Raw genomic sequence first — 26,946 nt, forward strand, 5'->3', positions numbered from 1 at the left:
ACACAACTAAAAAATCCACAGATGAGTTAAACCTGTTGGAAAACTTCCTGAACCATTTGCACAGGAGTGTCTTTATGATGATGTAATCCCTGATCGTAAAATGTTACCTTCCCAGTCTCAACATTATACAAACCGCCAACCAATGCAATTTCTCCTTTAGCAATCATTTCATCCAGAATAACACTCTTTTCGCGGAGTTTCTTCTTGGTTGTAAAAATGTTCAGCTTGGTAACATTGTTCACAAAGTCGATATTCTTTGATGTACGATTATCAACAGTTACAATTTCAGCATCCAAAGCCGGTTGAACCTTGTTTAGCAACCCACTTAAATTACCGAGCTGTACATGGTCACAGGCTCCCTTAATTGCTCCACAATTGGTATGGCCCAAAACAACAATCAACTTAGAACCGGCGACTTTACAAGCAAACTCCATGCTTCCCAGGATGTCCTCGTTTACAATATTTCCAGCTATACGAATACTGAAAATGTCACCGATACTTTGGTCGAAAATCACTTCCGAAGATGTTCTCGAATCGATACAACTCAAAATAACCGCATGTGGAAACTGACCGTTAGAGGTTGTATGCACCAGGTGCGAATGATTACGGTCTAATTGGTTATTGCTTACGAAACGATCGTTTCCGTCCTTTAAAATTTGTAGTACTTTCTCCGGTGTTAATTGTGATTGAGTTTCTTTAGTTGGAGCACTGATAAAGCTTACATTATTATAATCTTTGTAATCATTCTTAAAGCCCAGAAGGTTTACCTGAATATTTCTTTCAGGAGCTTTTACGTCTTTAAACTCCTTTATTACTTCAATAACATCAAAATCGATATAAACAGATTTGGTAGCATCTAATACCACCTTTGAATTTTGAGGAATGTTCTCAAGGGTAAGCAGCAATGAAGCTTTATTTAGGAAGGAAACCTCTTCCGATAATTCAACCCTGATTACTTCACCAACATGATATTGCTCTTTTTTGAAGAAGTAAGCATTGCGAAGATTTTTATTTAAAATACTTAATGTTGATACGGCAATACCAATGGCAATACCAATTAATAAATCGGTGAAAACAATGGCAACAATGGTGACTACAAATGGAATAAATTGTCCCCAACCGTTATTATACATTTCCTTGAAAATCTTCACTTTGGCCAGTTTATAACCTGTCATGATTAAGATGGCTGCCAACGCCGACAAGGGAATCATGTTTAATAAACCAGGAATAAACATTGCCGAAATTAAAAGCAGCGAACCATGTAAAATTGTAGATAATTTGGATTTTGCTCCTGAATGAACATTTGCCGAACTACGAACAATTACTGAAGTAACGGGTAAACCACCAATTAAGCCAGAAACCATATTTCCGATACCTTGCGCGGTTAATTCTCTGTTGGTTGAGGAATATCTGCGCTCGGGATCAAGCTTATCAACTGCCTCTAAGCTTAACAACGATTCAATTGAAGCCACAATTGCAATGGTCAAAGCCACCATATAAACTTGGGGATTAGCCAAAGCTGCAAAGTTTGGTAGGGTAAAGTTTGAAATAAAGCCTCCAAGTCCATCACTTAATGGAATATTAACCAGATGGGATGTTTGAATAGCCAATGGTGAGCCCGATACAATAAACAATTGATTGATTAGCATACCAACCACTACTACTGCCAATGGTGCCGGAAAAAGTTTAAAACGCTTAAAGAATGGACGTTCCCAAATTAACAAGATACCGATTGAAATCATAGCAATAATAACCGCTCCGAAATGCACTTTCGAAAGCATGAAAAATAGCTCGGAAAATGTATTATGCTGATCAGTATCAATAAAAGTAAAGGTGCCTTCGGCATTAGCATCGTATCCAAAAGCATGTGGAATTTGCTTTAGAATTAAAATAACGCCAATAGCGGCAAGCATACCTTTAATTACGTTAGAAGGAATATAGTTTGAGACCGTGCCAGCCTTTACTAATCCTAAAATTACTTGTAAGGCACCTGCCATTACAACGGCTAATAAAAAGATGTCGTAAGCGCCCAATTCGGTAATTGCACTTAAAACAATAGCGGTTAAACCTGCGGCCGGGCCACTTACACTTAACTGTGAACCGCTTAAACTGCCCACAACAATTCCGCCAACAATACCGGCAATTAAACCTGAAAACAATGGAGCTCCTGATGCCATCGCCACTCCTAAACATAGGGGCAAGGCTACTAAAAACACGACAATACTTGCAGGAAAGTCGTTTTTTATATTTGTAAATAATCCTGACTTGTTCATTTTAATAAATTTTAAGTAAGAAAGTCAATGCTGATTCATGCGATCCAATTCCAATACTGAATAGTTGCAACAAAAGCAGCCTTAACCAAAAGGTGAAATTATTCCATGTGTTATCCACTATTAGTAGGTAAATGGAACTAAAAACTAAAATTTATTATGAAAAGTTAGGAGGGGGACAAAGAATCTCTATATGAGGATCTTTATGTAGAATAAGTTCGAAACCGTGATTTCTGGAACGTAAAAAAGCATCAATACTTTGAAGAAGGACAGCATTTTTGTTGAAATAATCGTCAAACGATTTCTTTTTCAGCTTTTTAGCATGATCATGGTTATCTTTATGATCTTCCTCTTCAATCAATACCTGTTGTGATGTTTTATTTATCCAGCTATATACAGTACAAACCTCCGCAAGCATAATATTGGCCAGAAGAAAAATGAATGTAATATGTACCAGTTTTTTTAACATCGTGTGGCAAAACTAATTCATTTGGTTGAAAAAAAACGGTAAAAATATTATTACTATAAATTAAATAGACTATTTGATTTTATAATACGGAGGAAAAATGTCTGTGATCAAACCATTTAAAGGCTTAAAGCCTACCACTTCATTTATTAAAAAAGTGGTATTGAACCATCTTGACAATCCATTTTCACAACAAAACCCACAATGGTTATCAAATAATCCTGAGTCATTCCTGCATTTACTCGATCCCGAAATAGATGTTCAGAAACATGAATCGAGATTCGGAAATATAATCGTAAAACTTAAACATTTTCTACAAAACCATATTTTAGAACGAGATCATAATGCTAGCTTTTACATTTATCGTGTTATACTAAACAACGAATCAGCTACCGGTATTTGGACCTGCACCTTGCTGGATGATTATTTAAATGGCACAATTAAGAAGCACGAATACACCCAGCCTGAAAAAGAACATCAACTTTACCAATTCATTCAAGAAACAGGATTGGATTGTATACCAGTATTGATTACCTACGAACCAAACAAAGCCATTTCATCTTTTATTAAAGATGTTACTTCAAACTTGCCGTCCTTAAGTTTTATAGATGACACTAATAGAAAGCATGATTTATGGGTAATTGATCAACCGGAAAACATTAATTTTTTGAAGCAACAATTCAAAGGTTTGGCTAGTGTTTACATTGCCGATGGTCACCATCGTGCGGCTGCGTTTTCCGCATATGGTCTTAACCGGAGAAAACATAATCAGCGGCACAACGGGAGCGAGGAATATAACTTCTGTTCGTCCATTTATTTTGCTGCAGACGAACTTAAAATTTATTCTTATTCACGCTTAATTAAGGCTGATCTAGAGACTCACCAAGTGTTAGATTATATTCAAAAGAACTTTCGATTGGAGACCGTAATGGTTGATTGTTATTATCCAAAGGGAAAGGGAGAATATGGACTTTGGGCTGATGGAAAATGGTTTAAGTTTAATATTCCTGTTAAAGAAAATGATGTAGATCCAGTTAAAAAACTAGATGTTAGCAGCTTACAGGACTTATTTCTCAGTCCTGTTTTCGGAATAAATGATCCACGAAATGATAACAGGTTAGGATTTGCTCCCGGAACGCACTCTTGCTCTGTGCTTATGAATAAGATCAAAAAAGAAGGTTACAATTATGCAATAACCATGTTTCCTGTGTCGGTTGAAGAATTAATGTCGGTAGCTGATTCAGGAGGAATCATGCCTCCTAAATCAACCTGGTTTGAACCTAAAATGCCTTTAGGATTAGTAACTCACTTTATCGACTGATTATTTAGTTATTAGGCTTTGGCTTTAAGCAATTGGTCTGTTAGAAAAGACTAATATTTAGTTATCAGCCTTAGATAATTACCAATTAGAAATAATTACTATTTAGATATTAGTAACCTCTTTGTAAGCAACCAATATCTAATATCTAAATGCTAATAGCTATTAGCTAACTCTCAAGCTGTAATTCTGAAAGATATCGATACAAACCATTATCCTTTAAAATCAATTCATTGTGAGTTCCTTGCTCAATAACTTTTCCTTTTTCAAGCACAACTATCTTGTCGGCCTCACGAATAGTTGATAAACGGTGAGCAATGATAATTGAAGTACGATTTTTCATCAGTTCTTCTAGCGCTTCCTGAACTAAACGTTCAGATTCTGAATCCAATGAACTGGTTGCTTCATCTAAAATTAAAATAACCGGATTTTTAAGTAAAGCTCTGGCAATGGCAATCCGTTGACGTTGGCCTCCTGAAAGTTTAACTCCCCGTTCTCCAACCTTGGTTTCATAACCCTCAGGGAAATTCATGATAAAATTATGCGCATTGGCACGTTTTGCAGCTTGAATAATTTCTTCATCAGTAGCTCCAATTTTTCCATAGGCAATGTTCTCTTTAATGCTTCCTCCAAAAAGTAAAACATCTTGAGGAACAATGGCCACTTGATTGCGTATATCGGTTAATGAATAAGCCGAAGCAGGCAAACCATCATATAATAATTGTCCCTGTTGTGGCTCATAAAATCGAAGGATTTGGCCAACAATTGTTGATTTTCCGGCACCGCTAGGACCTACAATAGCCACTTTTTCTCCAGCCTTAGCGGTAAAGCTTACTTCATTAAGCACCTGCACTTCAGGGCGCGAAGGATAATAGAATGAAACACGATCAAAAGCCAGATCTCCTTTAATAGGATGCTCAATTTTATAACTGTCTTCATCAATGGCTACTTGCTCGCTAGGCTCACCTAATAACTCAACCACACGTTCAGTAGCACCAAGTGTTTTTTGAATCTGGGCCAAAATCTCGGCAAATCCACCCATTGCACCGCCAACAAAGCCCGTATACAAGATAAACGAAATGAAATCCTTCATTTCTATTTTACCCAAATGAACCAAACTAGCGCCATAAACTGCAATGGAGATAATGGCTCCAAACATTCCTAAAGTGATAAATATGACAAATGCTCCTCTGAATTTCGCTCCTCTTAATGCCAGTTTAACAACCTGATTGATGCTTTGGGTATAGCGGTTAGTTTCGTATGATTCATTAGTAAATGCCTTTACATTGGCAATACCTTGTAAGGTTTCCTCAACAATGGTATTTGATTCCGCCAACTTATCTTGTGCTTTACGAGCAATTGATCGTATATATTTTCCAAAAAATATGGCGATAAGAATTAAAACCGGCAATACACATAAGATGAATAAGGTTAATTCTTTAGAAATAATGGTTACGGCCACAATACCAACAATCAAAATGATCGATTGTCGTAAAAATTCGGCTAGGGTAGTAGTGATGCTATCCTGAATTTGCGAAAGATCAGAAGAAATACGGCTATTTAACTCACCAACCCTGCTTTGCGCAAAGAAATTCATTGGCAAACGAATAAGGTTCGAATAAACATCCTTGCGGATTGAGGCTACCGTTTTTTCTGATACTTCAACGAACCATAAAATGCGGAAAAATGAAAATACTGCCGCAAAAGCAAGCGTTCCGAATAATACCAAGGCAATTTCCTTAATTTGAGTCAAATCACCTTTTTTAATCGATTCAGTTGCGACACCAACCAATTTGCCCATTTCCATCGGAATGTACATAAAGGCAACTGTTGAGCCTATTAAAAAAAATAAACCTAAACCGAATTTTGCGCGGTAAGGTTTTATGTATTTTAATAATGTTAAAGCGTGTTGTAAAGATTCTTTCGAAATTTTTGCTTTAGGAAGTTCCTGTTCAGCAGGATTACTACTGTTTAATCGCTGACGCGCCATTTAATGACTACTGTTTTAGACTTGCAAAATTAATAAAATACCACTAGGAGAGGCTTAAACGATAGAATTTTACATTTTTATGATAAACATTTTAACAAAGGTAAGTAGTGCCAATGCAATGCATACAACCATCAAAATTTTACCTGCCCTGTACAAGTAAAAACTGGTGCTTCTATTAGCGTTCCATTTTATTAGGTTTAAAACTACCAATGTAAAACCACCTAAACCTATTAGCCCTTCAAATATTGAGACAATAATTAAATATATTTTCATTACAATAATTCAACTTTAACCGAAACAGACCATGCTTCGGCCTTTTCTATGAATAAAGGTTTTGTTTTTGCCCACGTAGATTTAAACAATTCCGATTGACGATAGTTCTCCAGATGAGCTTCTGATTCCCAAAAACTTAACGTAAAGTACCTATTATTGGTGTTTACATCATTTAGTAGTTCTAAATGCTCACAGCCTTTAAATGCCCTGATCAATTCTTTCGACTCTTCAAAAACAGTTAAAAAATCATTAACTCTGTCATGAGCAAAAGTCATCTTCACAATTCGTTTAATCATTTTATAGGATCTTTTCCAACCTGTATTTATAACATTCAGAAATGGCTTCGCAAAATTTCCATGCTAATTACGGGGTTGGAGTTATAGCTTTTTTATTTAAACTCAATTCTCACCATATCACCAGGGCTCAAACCCAACAATCCGGCAGCATTGCCCTTATTAATGGCAATTTCCAGGAAATTGGTAATGCTAAACAAGGCTAATTTCTCTCCTTGCGGAACATCATTATAATGAGTGCTGATTTTATTGATCGATTCATTTCTTCTGAAATAAATATCAAACGGCCTTTTTGCTCCGCTCTGCTCAAATAATTCACGAGTGATATTGGTAATTACATTCTGAAACGAATCAATATAAATTACACTTCCGCGAATGATATTCCCATCCAGTACCGGCTGCATCAGTGAACTATGATGATAATTATCAGTTAAAGTCCCAATTTCATTCATATCCTTTCCCATAGCAACATGGCATGCTGCCTTTACGAAGACATCGAGCAGTGGAAAATGACCGAATTCAGCGTTGGGTTTTATGTTAAGTTGAATGATTTTTTCAGGTTTCTCGTCAAAAAGCAATGAAAATATTCCATTGTCAGCTCCAATAAAATAATGACCATTATTTACAACCAACAGATAACGAGGCGATTGATTATAATCTGCATCAATTCCGACAACATGTACCGTGTTTTGTGGAAAAAATTTGTAACTATTTTTCAGAATAAACGCGGCTTGCGGTATATTGTAAGAAGAAATTTGATGAGAAATATCTACTATTCGAGCTTCGGGAATTTGACTAAGAATGGCTCCTTTAAGAGCAGCCTGATAAAAATCCCGGTGCCCAAGGTCAGTAGTTAAGGTGATGATTGCCATTCGATATTATTTGGTTATTTTTACCGTTCAAAAATTTCCGAACGCAAATATTGGAATTTTAATAAGAAAAACCCGCAATATAAATAGCTCGCCATCTAAAAATAAAAATAGAAAAGCGGGGTTGATGGCTAAATTAAACAAGTTATATTCAGATAAAAGGAACTGCTTTGAGTGAAACTATTTTGAAACTTGAGCACGTTGACCCACAAGTGTTTTGGGGAACGGGCAATGAAAATTTTGAAATTTTAAAGAGAAATTTTCCTAAACTTAAAATTGTGGCGCGTGGAACTGAGGTTAAAGCGTTAGGAGATGAAAAGGAACTTGGAAATTTTACTGAAAAATTTATCAACCTAACCAATCATCTTGAAAAGTTTAATCAGCTTTCGGGTCGGGATGTGGAGTTGATCTTAGGAGTTGAACCGACATCAACCATCAACATTCATGATACCACAGCGGTTAATGGTGATAGTGCTGGTAACAAAGACGTAATTGTTTTTGGAACTAATGGCCTGATGGTAAAGGCTCGCAGTGAGAACCAGCGAAAAATGGTTGAAAGTGCCAATAAAAGCGATATAATTTTCGCTATTGGCCCAGCAGGTACAGGTAAAACTTATACGGCAGTTGCCTTAGCAGTTAGAGCACTAAAAAATAAAGAGGTAAAACGTATTATTTTAACACGTCCGGCGGTTGAAGCAGGTGAAAATCTTGGTTTTTTACCCGGTGACTTAAAGGAAAAGATCGATCCGTATTTAAGGCCTTTATATGATGCGTTGGATGATATGATTCCACCTGAAAAATTGAAAACTTACCTGGAGAACAGAACCATTGAGATTGCACCATTGGCTTTCATGCGAGGACGAACCCTGGATAATGCATTTGTGATTTTAGATGAAGCCCAAAACGCTACCGACATGCAGTTGAAAATGTTTTTAACACGTATGGGACCTTCAGCTAAGTTTATTGTAACGGGTGATATTACTCAAATAGATTTACCGAAAAAGCAACATTCGGGTTTATTCAAGGCGCTTGAAATATTGCAAAAGATATCGGGCATTGATATTATCTATTTAAATGGCTCGGATGTGGTGCGTCATAAACTTGTACGCCGAATCTTGGAAGCATACGGAGATATATAGAAACTTTAGATTTACGACCTTAGTATAATGATTTGATAATTAATTGATCAATTCAATTTTTATCAATTACCAACAATAAAAATGACACAGACTTTAAATAACACTAGTTTTAATTTTCCTAAACAAAAATCGTTTTACCGCGGTAAGGTACGCGACGTTTACAATATTGAAGATAAGTACCTTGCAATGGTGGTTTCTGATCGTATTTCAGCTTTCGATGTAGTTCTGCCACGTGCTATTCCTTATAAAGGACAAGTACTTAATCAGATTGCTGCTAAATTTTTAGATGCTACAAAAGATATTGTTCCAAACTGGGTAGTTGCTGTGCCAGATGCAAATGTAACCATAGGGTTAGTTTGCGAAACTTATCCTGTAGAAATGGTGGTTCGTGGTTATTTAGCAGGCCATGCTGCTCGTGAATATAAAGCTGGTAAACGTTTATTGTGTGGTGTAACCTTACCTGAAGGGTTAAAAGAGAATGATAAGCTTCCGCAGCCCATCATTACTCCTACAACCAAAGCCAAGGAAGGCCATGATATGGATATTTCCAGAGAAGAAATAATAAGTCAGGGTATTGTAACTGAAGAGGAGTACAAACAACTTGAGGCTTATACTTTGGCATTGTACAAACGCGGAACAGAAATGGCTGCCGAGCGTGGTTTAATTTTGGTCGATACAAAATATGAGTTTGGTAAAAAAGACGGTAAAATTTACCTGATCGATGAAATTCACACACCTGACTCATCTCGATATTTTTATAAAGATACCTATGAGCAGTTGCAGGCCGAAACCAAGCCCCAACGCCAGTTATCAAAAGAATTCGTGCGCCAGTGGTTAATTGAAAACGGTTTTCAAGGTAAAGATGGTCAACAAGTACCGGAAATGACCGACGAAATTGTGAACTCAATCTCTGAACGCTATATCGAGTTGTATGAAAAAATTGTGGGTGAACAATTTATTAAAGGAGATTCAAGTAATGTTTTAGCAAGAGTGGAGTCAAATGTTAATGATTTCATTCAAAAAAATGTTTAAATATTAAATTTTTAGAAATTAAAGTTTAATTTGGCGAACACAATTGAACCAAATTAACCATTTACAAAATTACGCGCTATGAAATTTTCGGTTGATAAACACGAAAAGTATGTAGTATTTAAGCTTAATGAAGATAAGCTTAACTCCATCATTACTCCGATGCTTAAGTCGGAACTTATTTTATTGAACGCAGAAGGTATTAGAAACATTATTCTTGATTTATCTGAAGTTAAATATTCAGATTCATCTGGTTTAAGTGCTATTTTGCTAGCTCACCGATTATGCAAAGGAGGTGACCAGGAAGGGACGTTTGTATTGAGCGGCGTTAGTTCTTCTGTAGAAAAACTAATTAAGATTTCTCAATTAGAAAATGTAATTAACCTTATTCCTACTATTGATGAGGCTGTTGATTTCATTTTCATGGAGGAAATTGAACGTGATTTAAAAGGCGAAGCTGAGGAATAAAAATTAAAGCGAGTGACGAAGTTTGAAGTAACCATTTTAGGTAGCAGTTCTGCTACTCCAGCTCATCACCGCTATCCAACTGCGCAGATTGTAAACTATAACCAAAAATATTACATGATTGACTGCGGCGAAGGTGCGCAGTTTCAATTAAGTAGATATGGTTTTGGATACAATAAAATCGATTACATTTTTATAAGCCACCTACATGGCGATCATTACCTGGGTTTAGTAGGGCTGATTTCCAGCATGCATTTAAACGGACGATCAACCGAATTATTTATTGCCGGTCCGCCAGAACTGCTGGAAATCATAGAGATCCAGCTAAAATACTCTCAAACGGTTTTACGATACCCCTTAAAGTTTGTACCTACCCAAACAAATCATCCTGAGATAATCTTTAAAAATTCGGAGTTTGAGGTAGAGACCATTATTCTTGATCATCGAATCCCATGCACAGGTTTTTTATTCAGAGAATTACCTCGGGGCCGTCGAATTATCAAAGAATACATCAAGCAATTTAATATTTCACCTGAGTATATTCCATTAATTAAAGGGGGGGCTGATTATACTTTACCTGATGGAGAAGTGTTACCAAATGCGGTATTAACAATTGAACCTCCAAAGCCAAGGGCTTATGCCTATTGTTCAGATACGATTATGAATATGTCCATTCTTGATCAAATTAATGGGGTAGATCTATTATATCATGAGGCCACTTTCCTGCATGATTTACAGCAGCGAGCTGCTGATACATTTCATACTACAGCCCGTCAAGCTGGTGAAATTGCTACAATGGCGAAGGCTCAAAAATTGATTATTGGTCATTTTTCGGCTCGTTACCGTGATCTTCTGCCGCATTTAGAAGAATGTCAGACTCAATTTGTGAATAGCTTTTTAGCCAAAGAGGGCTTCACATTTGAGGTTGGTGACCAATAAGCAGCTACTGAACAATCTGTAAATCAATTTAATAACTTAAGCTCTTTTCAAACTCAGGAATCTGCTGTTTTTATATTTCTAAAACAACCACCCAGGGCTTAAATCCAGTTACATACTTCTCAATTTGAACAGTAAATAACCGACTTTCGTTAGAAGAAAATTTCTACATTTGTTCAACCAAAAATTAACCTTATTTACAAACGAGATTCTACATTCTATGGCACGTTACGAACTGATTATGCCCAAAATGGGTGAGAGTGTGGCAGAAGCCACCATTATCAAGTGGGTGAAAAACATTGGCGAAAAAATTGAAGCCGATGATAATATTTTAGAAATAGCCACTGATAAGGTAGATTCAGAGGTGCCATCTCCTGTTTCAGGAACATTAGTGGAAACGTTTTTCGGAGAGAATGATGTTGTTCAGGTAGGAGCAACCATTGCAATTATTGAAACTGCAGTTGCTGAAGACCCTGTTTCAAGTCCAGAGCCAGAGTCACAAATAAAAATTGATGAACCACAAGCAGAAGAGTTACCGGATCTTGATTTGGTAAACGCTACACTAGGCAGAACCGAAACGGCTCCAGCTCCGATAAAATCAAGTGGTATTCGTTTTTACTCTCCATTAGTACGCACCATTGCTGAAAGTGAAAATATTTCTTCAGCTGAACTTGATTCAATCCAAGGAACCGGATCAGAAGGTCGTGTAACTAAACAGGATATTTTAGCATATGTGGAACAAAGAGCCAGCGGTAATGTGGTCGCGACTCCTGTTAAAGTAGCAGAACCAGTACAATCAGCCACAGTAACACAGCCTGCCACTGCAGCTGCTCCAAAAACAAGTCCTTCACCTTCAACAATTGAAATTAAAACACCTGCAGTTTCTGTTGGGGGCGCCGACGAAATCATTGAGATGGACCGTATGCGCAAACTGATTGCTGACCATATGGTGATGAGCAAGCATGTGTCTCCGCACGTTACTTCATTTGTTGAAGCCGATGTGACGAATATTGTTCAATGGAGAGAAAAAGTGAAAAAATCCTTCGAAAAACGCGAAGGCGAAAAAATTACCTTTACTCCGATTTTTATTGAAGCAGTTGCTAAAGCCATTAAAGATTTACCAATGGTGAACGTTTCTGTTGATGGAACAAAGATCATTATCCGTAAGAACATTAATATTGGTATGGCCACGGCATTGCCAAGCGGAAATTTGATAGTACCAGTAATTAAAAATGCTGATCAAATGAATTTGGTAGGTTTAACCAAATCAGTAAACGATTTGGCAAACCGCGCACGTAACAATAAACTGCAGCCGGATGAAATTCAGGGTGGTACTTTTACATTAACCAACGTAGGTTCATTTGGCAACGTAATGGGCACACCAATTATCAATCAGCCTCAGGCGGCGATTTTAGCAGTTGGTGCAATCAAAAAGAAACCTGCTGTAATTGAAACCGAATTTGGCGACGTTATTGCTATTCGCCATATGATGTTTTTATCACTTTCATATGACCACAGGGTAGTGGATGGCTCGTTAGGAGGCTCTTTTGTTCGAAAGGTTGCTGATTACCTTGAAGCATTCGATCCTAATCGTGATATTTAAAATAAAAAAACCGTCCAAGTTCTTGAGACGGTTTTTTTATAAATAATGCATGCATAATTGAATTAGCTTTATCTTGAATATTGATTAATTTAATCAACTGATATAAATTTGATATTTAATTAAAAACAGTCTATATAATGAATGATATCGAAAAACTCTTTGATAATAACAGGAAGTTTGTTGAACGCTGGTTAGAAGTAGATGAAAACTACTTTAAGAATCTTGCGATGCAACAGGCTCCAAAATTTTTATGGATTGGCTGTGCCGATAGTCGAGTGCCGGCAAATGAAATCACAGGTTTAGATCCAGGTGAAGTATTTGTTCACCGTAACATTGCCAATATGGTAGTTCATACCGATATTAACTGTTTATCGGTAATTCAATATGCTGTTAAGGTATTGAAGGTTGAACATATTTTAGTGGTTGGTCACTATGGATGTGGGGGTGTTAAAGCAGCCATGGGAAACAACAATTTTGGCTTAATTGATAACTGGCTAAGAAATATCAAAGATGTTTACCGGATGCACGAAGATGAGCTTAATGCAGTTGAAGATGAGGAAGCTCGATTCAGGTTACTTTGTGAGATAAATGTTAAAGAACAAGTGCTAAACGTTTGTAATACCAGCATCGTTCAAAAAGCATGGAATGAAGGTCAAAAACTTTCGGTTCATGGTTGGGTATTTGATGTAGCAGACGGTATTTTACAGGATCTAGATGTTTCAGTTTCTGACATAAATCACATCAATACTATTTATCAGTATAAAATTAAATAATTAAAAAATATAGAATTGGGTTTGGATAATTATGTCTAAACCTAATTCTTTAAATTATTAGCATTTACGGATAAGTCAGTTACTTACCCAAAAGCCTATTTAAATTCAAATCAGCCTTCTCAAGCTTTTCATCATAATTTCTTTACACTTTATTCTTCTTTTCAATTTTTTGCTGCAACAGTAATTTCTGATATTAGTGTGGCAACCAAACTTCATGATTTTACAAGCGTTAAACCTCTACAAAAATGCCTACGGCGGTCTCAGTCGTTCTACCTGGTTACTCTCAGTTGTAATGCTCATTAATAGGGCAGGGACAATGGTGTTACCTTTTATGACTGTTTACCTAACTCAAGATCTCCATTATACTATTGAACAGGCCGGAGCTGTAATGGCTTGTTTTGGACTAGGTGCAATTATTGGGGCATTTGCAGGTGGACAGCTTACCGATAAATTTGGGTTCTCCACACTTCAGTTTTGGAGTTTGTTTTTAAATGGCTTCATGTTCATTCTTTTGGGTCAAATGCACTCTATTTGGGGCATTGGGGCTTGTTTTTTTGCATTGAGCGTAATAGGTGAGGCCTTTAGACCCGCCAATGCGGCCGCAATTGTTTATTACAGTGCACCAGAGAACAGAACTCGTTCATATTCATTAAATAGATTGGCTATCAACTTAGGCTGGTCGGTAGGACCGGCAATAGGAGGTGTGTTAGCCAGTGTTAGCTATGGTTTATTGTTTTGGGTGGATGGATTAACCTGCATTGCCGCAGCCATTTTACTTAAAGTATTACTACCACCTGTTAAAAAGATAAAAACTGAAGAGAAAAAAACTCAAGATACTCGGCCAAGCTCAAATCAATCAGCTTATCGTGATAAAACGTATATCTGGTTTGTTGTGTTTGTAACGCTGAATGCCGTTTGTTTTTTTCAGATGTTTAGCATTCTGCCTGTTTATTATAAAGAAGTGGTGCATTTGGAAGAGTGGGAGATCGGATTGGTAATGGCTATTAACGGTTTATTGATTGCATTAATAGAGATGGTTTTGGTTTTTAAACTTGAAGGCAAACATCCTCCACTATATTACATTGCTAGAGGCGTATTACTCACAGGTGCCTCCTTTTTCATATTTAACATGCTGGGACCTTCTGCATGGGTGGTTATTATAGCCATGTTATTGATCACTTTTGGAGAAATGTTTTCGATGCCATTTATGAATACATTTTGGATTAAACGTAGTGGTGATAGCAACAGAGGACAGTATGCTGCTTTATATACCATTGCGTATTCAGCAGCACAGGTAATAGCTCCAACAGTTGGTTCAAAAATGGTTCAGAGCTATGGTTTTACCTCTTTATGGTATCTGGTTACTGGCATTAGTGTTGTAGTTTTCATGGGATTTTCCTGGCTACAGCAAAAGTCGGTGAAAGAAGTGGAGATTGTTGAGGTCAGTTAATTAACAATCTCATTTTCTCTGTTTTCTGCAAAATATACTTTAACTTAAGGTATTGTCGTTTCTTTCTAAATCAGCTTTCATTTATGCAGAAACACACCTATCAATCCGGAATTATTGGAAACTGCGCATTTATTGCGCATGTCAATAAAAACACTGATATCTCTTGGTTATGCTGGCCCCGTTTCGACAGCAGCTTTGTTTTCGGTAGTTTACTAGATAGAGAAAAAGGAGGAACATTTACCATTCTTCCTGAAGGACCTTTTACTACTCACCAATTCTATTTGGAGAATACCAATATCTTGTGTACACATGTTGAATGTGATGAAGGGATTTATCGGATTACTGATTTTGCTCCTCGTTTTTTTCAATATGAACGCTTTTACAAGCCTTTAATGCTTGTTCGTAAAATTCAGGCACTTTCTGGAAATCCAAGGGTAAAAGTTACTTGCCGCCCAACTAAAAACTATGGGGAAAGCGACTTAAAAATGTATACAGGTAGCAATCACCTGCAGTATTACGGTCTTGAGAATCCGATCCGTTTAACCTCTAATTTTTCCCTTAGCCATATCATTGAGGGAAAATATTCGGCATTAAACGAACCTAAATATTTGGTACTGACATATGGAAGTCCCTTAGAGGCCCCGTTGGAGAGTACCGCCGAAGATTTCTTACGTAAAACAACTAGCTATTGGCAACAGTGGATCAAAAATACTGGTATTGGTAACATGTTTCAGGAGCATGTTATTCGATCTTCATTAGCATTAAAAATTCATCAGTTTGAAGATACAGGAGCCATAATAGCTGCCAGCACTACGAGTTTACCTGAATTTGATCAGAGTGGACGGACCTGGGATTATCGTTTCTGCTGGCTTCGTGATGCATATTATATTTTGCAGGCGTTCAATAATATCGGCCACTTTGAGGAGATGGAGCATTATTTTCATTACCTGTCAAACATTTCGGAAAATGAAAAGGGACGTTATCAACCATTATTCAGTATTACAGGCGATGCAGATCTTACAGAACGGGAAGTTGAACTTGAGGGGTATTTGGGCAATAAGCCAGTTAGAGTTGGTAATCAAGCGTCGGAGCATATCCAAAACGATGCATATGGTCAAATGCTATTATCGTTGCTTCCGCTATATACAGATAAACGCTTTACTTATGCCGAACGACATGATTCGGCTCCCTGGCTGGAAAGGATGCTGTTGAAAATTGAAAACACCATTGATGAGGAAGATGCTGGCATTTGGGAATTTCGTCACTTGGCTCAGCGACACTGCTATACCAATTTGTTTCAATGGGCAGGATGCCAGGCTGCAATTCGTATTGCCAGACATATAAAAAGTCATGCATTAGAGATAAAAGCACTTGAATTGTCCGATAGGGCAGCAAAACACATTGAAGCATGTTATGACGAGGAACGACAGGTTTATACTCAAGCAGTGGGTACTTCCAATTTAGATGCCAGCACTCTACAATTAATCATGATGAATTACATCGACCCTCGAAGTGAGCGTGCCAAAAAGCATTTAGAAGCCGTTGAAAAAGAATTAAAAGCTCCAGGAGGCTTATTCTATCGGTACAAACACAAAGATGATTTTGGCGTCCCAGAAACTACTTTCTTGATCACCGCCTTTTGGCATGTTGAAGCATTAGCTTGTGTTGGACGTACAGATGAGGCAGTTCATGCCTTTGAAAATTTATTAAAATACACCAATCACTTGGGCTTATTAAGTGAAGATGTATTATCAAGTGACGGTAGCCAATGGGGAAATTTCCCACAGGCTTATAGCCATGTGGGCTTGATGAATGCTGCTTATCGAATAGCCAAAAAAATGGATAAACCAGATTTTTATAACAACATTTAAACTTAAAGTACTCATTCAGAATATTTTGTATCTGTGACTATAACTTTTTCCTTAGCTTTAATGAGCTTTTTCAGGAGCAATCTAACATCAGTGGGAGTATGTAGATAGAAGGCCGCCTCAGAGCTTGTGCCACCAACTTTAATGCTTATCGACCCTTTTGGAAGCGCTTTAAAAGTATCTTCATCCGTAAAATCATCGCCAATTGCCATTACGAAATCATAGTGATGATGATCGATCCATTTTTTTGCCGCTTTACCTTTATTTACTTCATTACTTTTTACTTCAATCACTTTGTTTCCATGCATTATTTGCAGACCCTTATCGGCAGCCAGGACTTTTAAGTTCTCTACCAATTCTTTTGCCCTTAATTCACCCAAACCAATCTCAACATTACGGTAATGCCACGCTACCGAATAACTTTTGTCTTCAATAAATGAGCGCGGGGTACGATCATTTATTGATTGCATGGTATTATAAATATCTCCTTTCCAGCTTACATCGATTTCATGATGCTGCCAACTTTTACTTTTACGTTTTATCCATGCACCATGTTCAGCAACAATATTCAGGTTCATTTGTCCAAACCAATCGTTTAGGGTTTCCTGTTTACGTCCACTTATTAATACCACCGTGTTCTTATGGTCATCAATAAGTTTCTGAATCAACTGCAGCAGTTCTAGGTCGGGATAAGCCAACAATGGATTACTGTTAAATTCCACCAACGTTCCATCATAATCCAGTAAAAGTAAGCGTTTCTGATCCCTTTGATAGCGTTCCTTGATCATATTCTCAATCATTGGCGTTATTTCACGAACAGAAAGTTTTCGTTGAAGTACTTTAACTTCTTCCAGTCGGTTCATAAATAGTTTTACCCAATGATGAATGTTAAACCTCGATACTATATCTCTCATTGATCGCATACGATGTCGTTGTTCATCAACCGGCATTTCAAGAGCCTGGACAAGGGCTTTAACAAATTTATTTGAGTCATTAGGGTTGATAACAATGGCATCGTTTAACTCTCTTGATGCGCCTGCCATCTCGCTCAGGATTAAAACTCCTGTTTCATCGCTTTTACAAGCCACAAACTCTTTACTAACCAGGTTCATACCATCACGCATAGGTGTTACAAGGGCAATATCAGCTGTTTTGTATAATGCGGCGAGGAGATCAATTGAAAATGAGCGGTAGAAATAATGAATTGGCACCCAATCAAGAGTTGAATATTTCGAATTAATATTACTTACCAGTTTATCCACTTGCTCTTTAAGTTCACTGTATTGTTTTACCGTATCTCTTGATGGAACCACCAGTTGAACAAAAACCACCTTTTTTATATACTGTGGATGTTGTTCCAATAGCTTCTCAAAAGCCTTCAATCGATTTATTAAACCCTTGCTATAATCAAGTCGGTCAACTGATAGCATCAGCTTTGCTTTGCCTTTACGCTTAATGATGTTCTCTTCATGTGGTTTTTGCAATACATCATTTGCCAGGGTGTTGAACTTTTCAAAATCGATACTTATCGGGAACGCATCAACAATTATCGGTTTATCATTAATAAAAAGCTGGTTAGAGTTGGATGGGAGCCCCAAAATTCGTTGACATGAGTTAATGAAGTATATGGAATCATCGAAGGTATGAAAGCCGATTAAATCGGCACCAACAACACCATTAAGTAGTTCCTTACGCCAGGGAAGCAAACGGAATACTTCAAATGAAGGAAAAGGAATATGCAGAAAAAAACCAATCTTAACATTCTTGGCCTTGTCCCTGATCATTTGAGGTACCAACATCAGCTGATAATCGTGCACCCAAATCTGATCATCGGTTTTTAAAACCCGCAAAACCGCATCGGCAAATTTTTGATTTACGGTTTTGTAGGTACACCATTGTTCATCATTATAATTGGCATATGATGGAAAATAATGAAACAAGGGCCAAAGTGTTTCATTTGAAAAGCCTTCATAATATTTATTGATCTCTTCTTCGGTTAAAAAAACGGGTGAAAGGCTTTTGGTGGCTAAGTCTTCTGTTATTGCTTCCTGAATACTTTCGTCATTGATAATGGCTCCAGGCCAACCTATCCAAATATTGTCACCTTCTCGATAAATACTTCCTAAACCGGTAGCTAAACCTCCCTCACTATTTTGATAGCCAATTTGACTTCCATTCAATGTAATTTTTATCGGTAAGCGATTGGAAACAATTATTGTTTTTGAGATGCTCATAAAGTTTTGTAATTAGTTTGAAGAGTAAACTTTCTATCATAATTATAACTACTTATTAAACAATAAATTACAATCAATTCTAGGCATAATTTTTCAAAATTTGCTCTATAGGATTTAAATAACTAAATCCGAATAAATTAAGATGAACTAATAATGGGTATAAGTTATGTATGTCGAATCGTTCTTTATATCCTGGAACAAGGGGATAATGCTCATTGTATGTTTCGTAAAATCGATTGTTGAAAGCGCCGAATAAAGTGCTCATTGCTAAATCCATTTCACGGTGTCCATAATAAACAGCTGGGTCACAAATTTTCACCAAACCATCATTTCCACATAACACATTTCCGCTCCATAAATCGCCGTGTAGTAGGGATGGCTTTTCCTCAGGAATTAATGAATACAATTTGCTGTATAATGCATATACCATCTTCAAATGGGTATTGTTCAAAAGGTTCTTATTAAAAGCAGCTTCAACCAAAACCTGTAACCTGTTTGTAATGAAAAAATCAATCCACGAATTCCCATACGGATTATACTGCGGAAGGCTGCCAATAAAGTTTGTATGATCAAGCCCGTGGTTAGTATGTGTGTTTTGGTGAAGTAAGGCCAGCTTTTCGCCAAAATCCTCCCAATAATTCTCCTTAGGATCATCAGGATCTATCCACTCCAAGACAATAAATGCCGTATAGTCAACCAAACCAGAACCAAGCAATTGAGGAACTAAAGCAGGTAAAAAACTCCTCAATTTTTGCAGGCCAAACTCTTCTGTTTCAAACATTTTATGGTACGAGGCATCATTCCATTTAATGAAAAAGCGTCCCTCATTTGTGTCAATTCTCGCTGCATTGCTTATCGAACCGCCTTCAATTTGATGAAAGGCATCAATGCTAACTTCTTTATTAAGTACCTGACTAATCGCTTGCTGAAATACGTTTTTCATTATAATAAAGATAACTAAAGCCAATCGAATAGTTTGGTTAAGTAATTAATTACCTGTCCATAAGTTGATTAACAAATAGAAGTTGCAGTGTTTTTACCGAAGCCTTATTTTAGGTTTGAAAACTTTCATGCAAACCATTCACGAAATATTAAAGCAATATTGGGGATTCACTGAATTCAGGCCTTTACAGCAAGACATTATAGAGTCGGTGCTGCAGGGACATGATACATTGGCTCTGTTACCCACCGGTGGGGGGAAATCGATTTGCTTTCAGGTACCTGCCATGCATATGGAAGGAGTGTGTATTGTAATTTCGCCGCTTATTGCCTTGATGAAAGATCAGGTGGAAAACCTGCAAAAACGTGATATTAAAGCTGTAGCGATATTTTCGGGCATGAGCTATCGAGAGATTGATATTGCGCTTGATAATTGTGTTTATGGTGATATCAAGTTTTTGTATATGTCGCCCGAACGCCTTTCAACTGAGATTGTGAAAGTTCGTTTGCGAAGAATGCAGGTAAGCTTTGTGGTGGTTGATGAAGCTCATTGTATTTCGCAATGGGGCTACGATTTTCGGCCTTCGTATTTGAATATTGCAAGTTTAAGAGAGTTATTACCAGAAGCTCCATTTTTAGCCTTAACTGCTACCGCTACTACTGAAGTTAAACAGGACATACAGGAAAAACTATTGTTCAAGGACGCAAAGGTTTTTACTAAAAGTTTTGAACGAAAGAATTTGGTGTATGCTGTTCGGAAGGCCGAAAATAAGCATGAAAAACTATTGGAAATCATCAGGAAAGTACCCGGTACCGGAATCGTGTATGTTCGAAACAGGAGAGAAACCCAGGAGCTGGCACGTTTTCTTTGGATAAATAAGATCAGTGCCGACTTTTATCATGCAGGTGTTCCTACCGCCGAACGATTTAAAAAGCAAAATGCATGGGTTAATAATAAAATGCGGGTAATGGTTTGTACCAATGCTTTCGGTATGGGAATCGATAAGCCCGATGTTCGCTTTGTGATCCATTTTGAACCATCCGACAGCATTGAATCGTACTACCAGGAAGCCGGCAGGGCTGGGCGTGATGAAAAAAGAGCTTTTGCGGTATTACTGTATTGTGATGCCGATAAGGTGGAGATGGAGCAAAAGCAACAACAGGCGTTTCCAGAGCCTGAAGATGTGAGGGCAGTTTACCAGGCGTTAGGCAATTATTTTCAATTAGCCATTGGAGGAGGAGAGTTTTTAACCTATGATCTCGATATTAATGAACTCTGTTCCCGCTATAATTTAAAAGCTGTTAAAGTACTTAACTGCTTCAAGTTTTTGGAGAAAGACGGTTACCTCAACTTTTCGGAAGGTGTGTTCATGCCTTCGCGAATAAAGTTTGTGGTGAATAATGACGAGTTATATCGCTTTCAGATTGCTAATTCAACATTTGATATTCCGATAAAGATCATCCTGCGTTCATATGGTAATTTGTTTGATAATTACGTTCCAATTGACGAAAAACTTTTGGCCTCGCGTACCAATATCAACCCGGTAACGTATGTGCAGATGCTTAAAAAGCTGGATGAGCTGAATATTATTAATTACTTACCTCAAACGGATTGGCCTCGAGTTACCTTTTTAACCCCTCGTGCCGATGCGAAAACCATGTTTATCAATAAAGCCTACCTGGACGAACGTAAGAAAAATCAACAGCAAAAATTAACGGCTATGTTTAATTATGCTGATGAAACCGCGATTTGTCGGAGCGTTTTTATCCGTAGTTATTTTAATGAAAGTAATGCTGAAGATTGCGGCACTTGCGATATTTGCCTCGAACGTAAAAAACAGGTTATGCAATCTGTTGGTTTTGAGTTATTTAGAAACGAGCTTGTTACATTGCTTAACAATGGCTCTGTATTCTTTCCGGAGATCCATTTGCATTTTGCCAACTTTTCTAATGATCAGATAACCAACTTTGTACGTTTACTAATCGACGATGGAACGCTTCTTCTTAGCGAAAACAATCATTTAATGCTTTCCCACCAAGATTAATCAAATTAATGCCATACAATTTTGCTGTTAAAATCAGCTTTCTTAATTGTTAAAAAATCATAATTCAGTGTAATTTTTCTATTTCACAGTAGCCTCGTTTTTACAACCCTGTACTTGGTATGTTACTGCATTTGTTACCTAAAATAGCCTTTCTTGCTGCAACTTTAAATCATAAAACAGAGTCATACCTAACAAAGAAACTTAAAAAACTAACTGATAATTATGAAAAAAATGATCCAACAAATTGGTGCAGCTGCAGCAGTTGTATTAGTAACAATCTCTACCATGTCATTCACTATTTCAAATGACGATAACAATCCTAGAAAATCAAAGCCAGGTACCGAAATGGTAAAAAAAGAAATCAGCACTGCTGCATTTGAAACCATTAAAGTTAGTGGCAATTTTAAAGTGATGCTCGCAGAAGGGCCAGATCAAAAAATTATTGTGGAAGCTCCGGCAGAATTAGGTGCTTCGGTACAATCGTTCTTAGATAATAACGAACTAAATGTATATACAGTAGGAAACGTAAAGAAGAGAATTACACTTTGGGTTACATTAAAAGATATTAGGAACATCAGCACCTTTGGAGACGTTAAGGTAGTAAAGAACTAACAGGAACAGCGTAAACATGGCAAAGCCGTTTTGGGAAACTAAAGCGGCTTTTTGCTTTATATGAAATTGAGAATATAGTAAAACAGTTTTGAATGTAGGAGTTCCATATCATCATGTTACGACATTCAATATAGCTTAGACGATACTATTTTTTTTCTATCTATTTAATATAAATCGATCACCACCAATACTTTGGCTGTTTTCCATTATAAACAATTTTGTAAATTGTATAGGTAAAAAACTATATAACCATGGGAAACGACTCTAACGGCAATGGCAAATGCCCCTTTTCAAATGAAAATTTAAAACACAGTGTTGGAGGTGGTGGCCCCAAAAATCGCGACTGGTGGCCCAATCAACTTAAGTTAAATATCCTTCGTCAGAACTCCACTTTATCTAACCCAATGGGTGGAGATTTTAACTACGCCAAAGAATTCAAAAGTCTCGACTTGAAAGCTGTTAAGGACGATCTTCACCATTTAATGACAGACTCTCAAGATTGGTGGCCTGCAGATTTTGGTCATTATGGAGGATTATTCATCCGAATGGCCTGGCACAGTGCAGGTACTTACCGTATTGGCGATGGCCGTGGTGGTGCCGGTGCCGGTCAGCAGCGTTTTGCACCACTGAATAGTTGGCCCGATAACGCCAATTTGGATAAGGCACGAAGATTACTCTGGCCGATAAAGCAAAAATATGGTCGCAAATTATCATGGGCCGATCTGATGGTTTTGGCTGGTAATGTAGCTTTAGAGTCGATGGGCTTCAAAACTTTTGGATTTGCCGGGGGACGTGAAGATACTTGGGAACCCGAAGAGGTGGTTTATTGGGGTTCGGAAAATACCTGGTTGGGGGACAAACGCTATTCAGGCGATCGTGATCTTGAGAAACCTTTAGCTGCCGTACAAATGGGCCTTATTTATGTAAATCCTGAAGGTCCAAATGGTAATCCTGATCCAATTGCAGCTGTTAAAGATATAAGGGAAACCTTTGCCCGCATGGCTATGAATGATGAAGAAACAGTAGCACTGATTGCTGGAGGTCATTCTTTTGGTAAAACGCATGGGGCGGCAGAAACTTCGCATGTAGGTCCTGAACCTGAAGCTGCAGCCATCGAAGATCAAGGCTTGGGTTGGACAAGTAAATTTGGAACAGGAAAAGGCGCTGATTGCATTACCGGGGGCCCCGAAGTTACCTGGACACAAACTCCTACCAAATGGAGCAATAACTTCTTTGAGAATTTGTTTGGTCATGAATGGGAGTTAACTAAAAGTCCGGCAGGTGCCCAGCAATGGGTAGCTATAAATGCAGAAAGCACCATCCCTGATGCTTACGACCCTGCAAAACGTCATACGCCAACGATGCTTACCACAGATCTTTCTCTGCGTTTCGATCCAACTTATGAAAAAATATCCCGCCGCTTCCACGAAAATTTTGATGAGTTCACCGATGCTTTTGCCCGTGCATGGTTTAAATTAACCCACCGTGATATGGGGCCTCGTGCTCGTTATTTGGGTCCTGAGGTGCCTGCAGAAGAATTGATATGGCAAGATCCAATTCCAGCCGTTAATCATCCTTTGATCGATGCCAAAGATATTACTGTATTAAAAGATAAAATACTAGAATCGGGGTTAACCGTATCCGAACTGGTTTCAACAGCCTGGGCATCAGCTTCAACATTCAGAGGTTCAGATAAGCGTGGTGGTGCTAATGGAGCGCGTATTCGATTAGCTCCACAGAAAGATTGGGAGGTGAATAATCCGGCTCAATTGAAAAAAGTATTAGGAAAACTTGAAGAAATTCAAACAGCATTTAATAGCTCTAAATCTGGAGGTAAGAAGGTTTCACTCGCCGATTTGATTGTATTGGCAGGCTGCATTGGAATTAAGAAGGCTGCTTTAAATGCCGGTGTAGATATTACAGTTCCTTTTGCTCCGGGCCGCATGGATGCTACATTAGAACAGACAGATGTTGACTCATTTGCTGTGCTTGAACCAATTGCTGACGGTTTTCGTAATTATCGTAAAACTAATTATCCCGTATCAACAGAAGAGTTGTTGGTGGATAAAGCACAACTATTAACCTTATCGGCTCCCGAATTAACTGTTTTGGTAGGAGGTATGCGCGTGTTGAACACTAATTATGATCATTCGAGACATGGTGTATTTACCAAGAATCCGGAGACATTAACTAATGATTTCTTTATCAATTTGCTTGATATAAACACCACTTGGAAAGCAAGTTCCGAAGCACAAGAAGAGTTTGAAGGAACAGATCGGGCTACAGGAAAACTTAAATGGACTGCTACTCGCGCTGATCTGATCTTTGGTTCAAACTCCGAACTTAGGGCTTTGGCCGAGGTATATGCCAGTGCCGATGCAAAGGAAAAATTTGTCAAAGACTTCGTGTCCGCCTGGAATAAGGTAATGAACCTTGATCGTTTTGATCTGGCTTAACTCACGATAATAATCGAAAAAATTTTAATAATTAAAGGTGGTTTGTAAACAGACCACCTTTTTACTTAATATTCGAATTAAACCTTATTTGAAAAAAAATTCTACTTTTGCCATCTAAATTAAAAGTCTCACAGCACTATATGTAAGATAAAATTTCTTTCAGGTAATTAAATACAGCACCAATACAATTGGTTTGCTTTTTCATTCACCTTTATCGAAAGGAATTATGCTTATTTTACAGAACATTTCATACGTACATCCAAATAAAGATTTATTATTTGTCAACCTTAACCTATCCCTGGAACATAAGGATAAGATAGCCCTTATTGGTAATAACGGAACGGGTAAATCAACTCTTCTTAAAATTATAGCCAATGAATTACAACCTACGCAAGGTCAGTTAAGGGTTGAATCATTACCATATTACATCCCTCAGATTTTTGGGCAGTATAATCATTTGACTATAGCGGAAGCATTGAAAATTGATCATAAACTTAACGCCTTCTATGAGATATTAAATGGCGAGGTTACCGAAGATAATATGAATTTGCTTGCAGACGATTGGCGTATTGAGGAACGTTGCAATGAAGCTTTAAGCTACTGGAATTTGGCAGATCTTGATTTAACTACCAAATTGGAAAACTTGAGCGGCGGCCAAAAGACCAAAGTATTTCTTGCAGGAATTTCCATTCATCAGCCTGAACTAGTTTTATTGGATGAGCCAAGCAATCACTTGGATGTATTAGGTCGAAAACAGCTATATGAATTTATTGAATCCACCCAATGCGCAATGATTGCTGTTAGCCACGACCGTAAGCTCCTGAATCTTTTAAATACGATGTGTGAGCTAAAAAAAGATGGTATTTCAGTTTACGGAGGGAATTATGACTTTTATGCTGAACAAAAGCAAATTGAGAATAATTCTTTAAGCCTGGAAATCAGTTATAAAGAAAAGGAGCTTCGGAAAGCACGAGAAAAAGAACGGGAAACATTAGAGCGCCAGCAAAAATTAGATGCGCGTGGTAAAGGGAAGAAAGAGAAGGCAGGCGTTGCTCGCATCATGATGAACACCTTGCGAAATAATGCTGAAAATAGCTCGTCGAAGCTAAAAAGTGTACACGCAGAGAAAATTGGAGGGATTACAAAAAATTTGCATGAGCTCCGTCAATCAGTACCTGATAATGATAAAATGAAGTTCGGTTTTGACGACTCCAATTTGCATAAGGGTAAAATTTTGTTCACATGTACCGGTCTTAATTTCAGTTACGGAGAACAAATGCTTTGGGCCAATCCGTTAAATCTTCAAATTTCAAGCGGTGAACGTATTTTATTAAAGGGTTTAAATGGATCGGGTAAAAGCACACTAATACAACTTATTATAGGAAGTTTACTACCAACTACCGGATCAGTTTTTAGTGCTGAAATCAAATCGGTATATATTGATCAGGACTATTCATTGATCGAAAATCATTTTACTGTTTATGAGCAGGCCCAGAGTTTTAATAGTGGCAAGTTGGAGGAGCACGAGGTTAAAATAAGGCTTAATCGTTTTCTGTTTTCCAAAGACGATTGGGACAAACCTTGTAGTGCTTTAAGTGGTGGAGAACGGATGCGGTTAACAATTTGTTGTTTAAATATCTATAATCTTTCTCCTGACGTGATCATTTTAGATGAACCCACCAACAACCTGGATCTTCAGAATATTGGCATATTAACCTCAGCTATTAATGAATATTCAGGGACGCTGCTAGTTGTTACGCATGATGAACAGTTTATTCAAGAGATAAATATTGAACGTATTATGGAACTTTGATTGTTTGAAATCCTTGTCATCCCGAGTTACTAGAAATCTGAATCAGAAATGGGTTGAAAATTCCCTCTACTTCAGGATGACAAAGGTTTTGACAGTCTCGATATA

General features: G+C 37.6%; 20 protein-coding genes. 13 read left to right on the forward strand and 7 right to left on the reverse strand.

What is annotated here, in order from left to right; translation table 11 throughout:
- Positions 1-26: 26 nt before the first annotated feature.
- Positions 27-2,273, reverse strand: coding sequence for a bifunctional SulP family inorganic anion transporter/carbonic anhydrase (locus NF867_RS16170; RefSeq protein WP_252589432.1), 2,247 nt, complete (start codon positions 2,271-2,273; stop codon positions 27-29).
- A gap of 154 nt (positions 2,274-2,427) precedes the next feature.
- The gene (locus NF867_RS16175) at positions 2,428-2,739 is read right to left on the reverse strand and encodes a hypothetical protein (protein ID WP_252589433.1); all 312 of its coding nucleotides are present in this window, start codon (positions 2,737-2,739) and stop codon (positions 2,428-2,430) included.
- Positions 2,740-2,836: 97 nt separating this feature from the next.
- Between NF867_RS16175 and NF867_RS16180 the strand changes: the two genes are divergently transcribed.
- Positions 2,837-4,057 carry a DUF1015 domain-containing protein gene (locus NF867_RS16180; RefSeq protein ID WP_252589434.1) on the forward strand — a complete coding sequence of 407 codons (1,221 nt, stop codon included), beginning with the start codon at positions 2,837-2,839 and terminating at the stop codon, positions 4,055-4,057.
- Between the two features lie 166 nt (positions 4,058-4,223).
- On the opposite strand, the gene NF867_RS16185 is transcribed toward NF867_RS16180, so the two are convergent.
- The 3 genes from NF867_RS16185 to NF867_RS16195 form a co-directional block, all read right to left on the reverse strand.
- Positions 4,224-6,044, reverse strand: coding sequence for an ABC transporter ATP-binding protein (locus NF867_RS16185; protein WP_252589435.1), 1,821 nt, complete (start codon positions 6,042-6,044; stop codon positions 4,224-4,226).
- A gap of 272 nt (positions 6,045-6,316) precedes the next feature.
- The gene (locus NF867_RS16190; RefSeq protein WP_252589436.1) at positions 6,317-6,613 is read right to left on the reverse strand and encodes a putative quinol monooxygenase; all 297 of its coding nucleotides are present in this window, start codon (positions 6,611-6,613) and stop codon (positions 6,317-6,319) included.
- A 92-nt stretch (positions 6,614-6,705) separates the two neighbouring features.
- The gene (locus tag NF867_RS16195) at positions 6,706-7,482 is read right to left on the reverse strand and encodes an SAM hydrolase/SAM-dependent halogenase family protein (protein WP_252589437.1); all 777 of its coding nucleotides are present in this window, start codon (positions 7,480-7,482) and stop codon (positions 6,706-6,708) included.
- 167 nt (positions 7,483-7,649) lie between these two features.
- Between NF867_RS16195 and NF867_RS16200 the strand changes: the two genes are divergently transcribed.
- The 8 genes from NF867_RS16200 to NF867_RS16235 all read left to right on the forward strand — a co-directional run bounded on the left by NF867_RS16200 (position 7,650) and on the right by NF867_RS16235 (position 16,745).
- Positions 7,650-8,618, forward strand: a complete 969-nt coding sequence (locus NF867_RS16200; RefSeq protein ID WP_252589438.1) for a PhoH family protein — start codon at positions 7,650-7,652, stop codon at positions 8,616-8,618.
- An 81-nt stretch (positions 8,619-8,699) separates the two neighbouring features.
- Complete coding sequence (locus NF867_RS16205; protein WP_252589439.1) at positions 8,700-9,650, forward strand: phosphoribosylaminoimidazolesuccinocarboxamide synthase; 951 nt, start codon at positions 8,700-8,702, stop codon at positions 9,648-9,650.
- Positions 9,651-9,728: 78 nt separating this feature from the next.
- Positions 9,729-10,115 (forward strand): STAS domain-containing protein, encoded by a 387-nt coding sequence (locus NF867_RS16210; protein WP_252589440.1) that lies wholly within the window; start codon positions 9,729-9,731, stop codon positions 10,113-10,115.
- A gap of 12 nt (positions 10,116-10,127) precedes the next feature.
- The gene (locus NF867_RS16215; RefSeq protein WP_252589441.1) at positions 10,128-11,051 is read left to right on the forward strand and encodes a ribonuclease Z; all 924 of its coding nucleotides are present in this window, start codon (positions 10,128-10,130) and stop codon (positions 11,049-11,051) included.
- Positions 11,052-11,268: 217 nt separating this feature from the next.
- A complete protein-coding gene (locus NF867_RS16220; protein WP_252589442.1) occupies positions 11,269-12,651 on the forward strand; it encodes a dihydrolipoamide acetyltransferase family protein in 1,383 nt (460 codons plus the stop codon).
- 137 nt (positions 12,652-12,788) lie between these two features.
- Complete coding sequence (can, locus tag NF867_RS16225) at positions 12,789-13,424, forward strand: carbonate dehydratase (protein ID WP_252589443.1); 636 nt, start codon at positions 12,789-12,791, stop codon at positions 13,422-13,424.
- 214 nt (positions 13,425-13,638) lie between these two features.
- Entirely contained in the window at positions 13,639-14,874 is a 1,236-nt protein-coding gene (locus NF867_RS16230; protein WP_252589444.1) for an MDR family MFS transporter, read from the forward strand.
- An 83-nt stretch (positions 14,875-14,957) separates the two neighbouring features.
- Positions 14,958-16,745 (forward strand): glycoside hydrolase family 15 protein, encoded by a 1,788-nt coding sequence (locus NF867_RS16235; protein ID WP_252589445.1) that lies wholly within the window; start codon positions 14,958-14,960, stop codon positions 16,743-16,745.
- A gap of 11 nt (positions 16,746-16,756) precedes the next feature.
- Here the strand turns inward: NF867_RS16235 and NF867_RS16240 are convergent, their stop codons facing one another.
- Together NF867_RS16240 and NF867_RS16245 are read right to left on the reverse strand one after the other, a co-directional pair.
- On the reverse strand, positions 16,757-18,976 hold the full coding sequence (locus NF867_RS16240) for a bifunctional alpha,alpha-trehalose-phosphate synthase (UDP-forming)/trehalose-phosphatase (RefSeq protein WP_252589446.1): 2,220 nt from the start codon (positions 18,974-18,976) through the stop codon (positions 16,757-16,759).
- 79 nt (positions 18,977-19,055) lie between these two features.
- The gene (locus NF867_RS16245; protein WP_252589447.1) at positions 19,056-19,919 is read right to left on the reverse strand and encodes a fructosamine kinase family protein; all 864 of its coding nucleotides are present in this window, start codon (positions 19,917-19,919) and stop codon (positions 19,056-19,058) included.
- 127 nt (positions 19,920-20,046) lie between these two features.
- Here NF867_RS16245 and NF867_RS16250 point away from each other — a divergent pair, with 127 nt between their 5' ends.
- From NF867_RS16250 to NF867_RS16265, 4 genes are all read left to right on the forward strand, one after another.
- Positions 20,047-21,960, forward strand: a complete 1,914-nt coding sequence (locus NF867_RS16250; RefSeq protein ID WP_252589448.1) for a RecQ family ATP-dependent DNA helicase — start codon at positions 20,047-20,049, stop codon at positions 21,958-21,960.
- 222 nt (positions 21,961-22,182) lie between these two features.
- The gene (locus NF867_RS16255) at positions 22,183-22,572 is read left to right on the forward strand and encodes a GIN domain-containing protein (RefSeq protein WP_252589449.1); all 390 of its coding nucleotides are present in this window, start codon (positions 22,183-22,185) and stop codon (positions 22,570-22,572) included.
- A gap of 251 nt (positions 22,573-22,823) precedes the next feature.
- Positions 22,824-25,028: a catalase/peroxidase HPI gene (katG, locus tag NF867_RS16260; RefSeq protein ID WP_252589450.1), complete on the forward strand. Its 2,205-nt coding sequence runs from the start codon at positions 22,824-22,826 to the stop codon at positions 25,026-25,028.
- 226 nt (positions 25,029-25,254) lie between these two features.
- Positions 25,255-26,841: an ABC-F family ATP-binding cassette domain-containing protein gene (locus NF867_RS16265; protein ID WP_252589451.1), complete on the forward strand. Its 1,587-nt coding sequence runs from the start codon at positions 25,255-25,257 to the stop codon at positions 26,839-26,841.
- Positions 26,842-26,946 lie beyond the last annotated feature (105 nt).

It is taken from the genome of Solitalea agri (assembly GCF_023914155.1).
Lineage (GTDB): Bacteria > Bacteroidota > Bacteroidia > Sphingobacteriales > Sphingobacteriaceae > Solitalea > Solitalea agri.

What these genes read in the sequence shown, in the direction of transcription:
- NF867_RS16170 (WP_252589432.1), bottom strand. Translation starts at nt 2,273, where the DNA reads ATGAACAAGTCAGGATTATTTACAAATATAAAAAACGACTTTCCTGCA.
- NF867_RS16175 (WP_252589433.1), bottom strand. Translation starts at nt 2,739, where the DNA reads ATGTTAAAAAAACTGGTACATATTACATTCATTTTTCTTCTGGCCAAT.
- NF867_RS16180 (WP_252589434.1), top strand. Translation starts at nt 2,837, where the DNA reads ATGTCTGTGATCAAACCATTTAAAGGCTTAAAGCCTACCACTTCATTT.
- NF867_RS16185 (WP_252589435.1), bottom strand. Translation starts at nt 6,044, where the DNA reads ATGGCGCGTCAGCGATTAAACAGTAGTAATCCTGCTGAACAGGAACTT.
- NF867_RS16190 (WP_252589436.1), bottom strand. Translation starts at nt 6,613, where the DNA reads ATGATTAAACGAATTGTGAAGATGACTTTTGCTCATGACAGAGTTAAT.
- NF867_RS16195 (WP_252589437.1), bottom strand. Translation starts at nt 7,482, where the DNA reads ATGGCAATCATCACCTTAACTACTGACCTTGGGCACCGGGATTTTTAT.
- NF867_RS16205 (WP_252589439.1), top strand. Translation starts at nt 8,700, where the DNA reads ATGACACAGACTTTAAATAACACTAGTTTTAATTTTCCTAAACAAAAA.
- NF867_RS16210 (WP_252589440.1), top strand. Translation starts at nt 9,729, where the DNA reads ATGAAATTTTCGGTTGATAAACACGAAAAGTATGTAGTATTTAAGCTT.
- NF867_RS16220 (WP_252589442.1), top strand. Translation starts at nt 11,269, where the DNA reads ATGGCACGTTACGAACTGATTATGCCCAAAATGGGTGAGAGTGTGGCA.
- can (WP_252589443.1), top strand. Translation starts at nt 12,789, where the DNA reads ATGAATGATATCGAAAAACTCTTTGATAATAACAGGAAGTTTGTTGAA.
- NF867_RS16230 (WP_252589444.1), top strand. Translation starts at nt 13,639, where the DNA reads ATGATTTTACAAGCGTTAAACCTCTACAAAAATGCCTACGGCGGTCTC.
- NF867_RS16235 (WP_252589445.1), top strand. Translation starts at nt 14,958, where the DNA reads ATGCAGAAACACACCTATCAATCCGGAATTATTGGAAACTGCGCATTT.
- NF867_RS16240 (WP_252589446.1), bottom strand. Translation starts at nt 18,976, where the DNA reads ATGAGCATCTCAAAAACAATAATTGTTTCCAATCGCTTACCGATAAAA.
- NF867_RS16245 (WP_252589447.1), bottom strand. Translation starts at nt 19,919, where the DNA reads ATGAAAAACGTATTTCAGCAAGCGATTAGTCAGGTACTTAATAAAGAA.
- NF867_RS16250 (WP_252589448.1), top strand. Translation starts at nt 20,047, where the DNA reads ATGCAAACCATTCACGAAATATTAAAGCAATATTGGGGATTCACTGAA.
- NF867_RS16255 (WP_252589449.1), top strand. Translation starts at nt 22,183, where the DNA reads ATGAAAAAAATGATCCAACAAATTGGTGCAGCTGCAGCAGTTGTATTA.
- katG (WP_252589450.1), top strand. Translation starts at nt 22,824, where the DNA reads ATGGGAAACGACTCTAACGGCAATGGCAAATGCCCCTTTTCAAATGAA.
- NF867_RS16265 (WP_252589451.1), top strand. Translation starts at nt 25,255, where the DNA reads ATGCTTATTTTACAGAACATTTCATACGTACATCCAAATAAAGATTTA.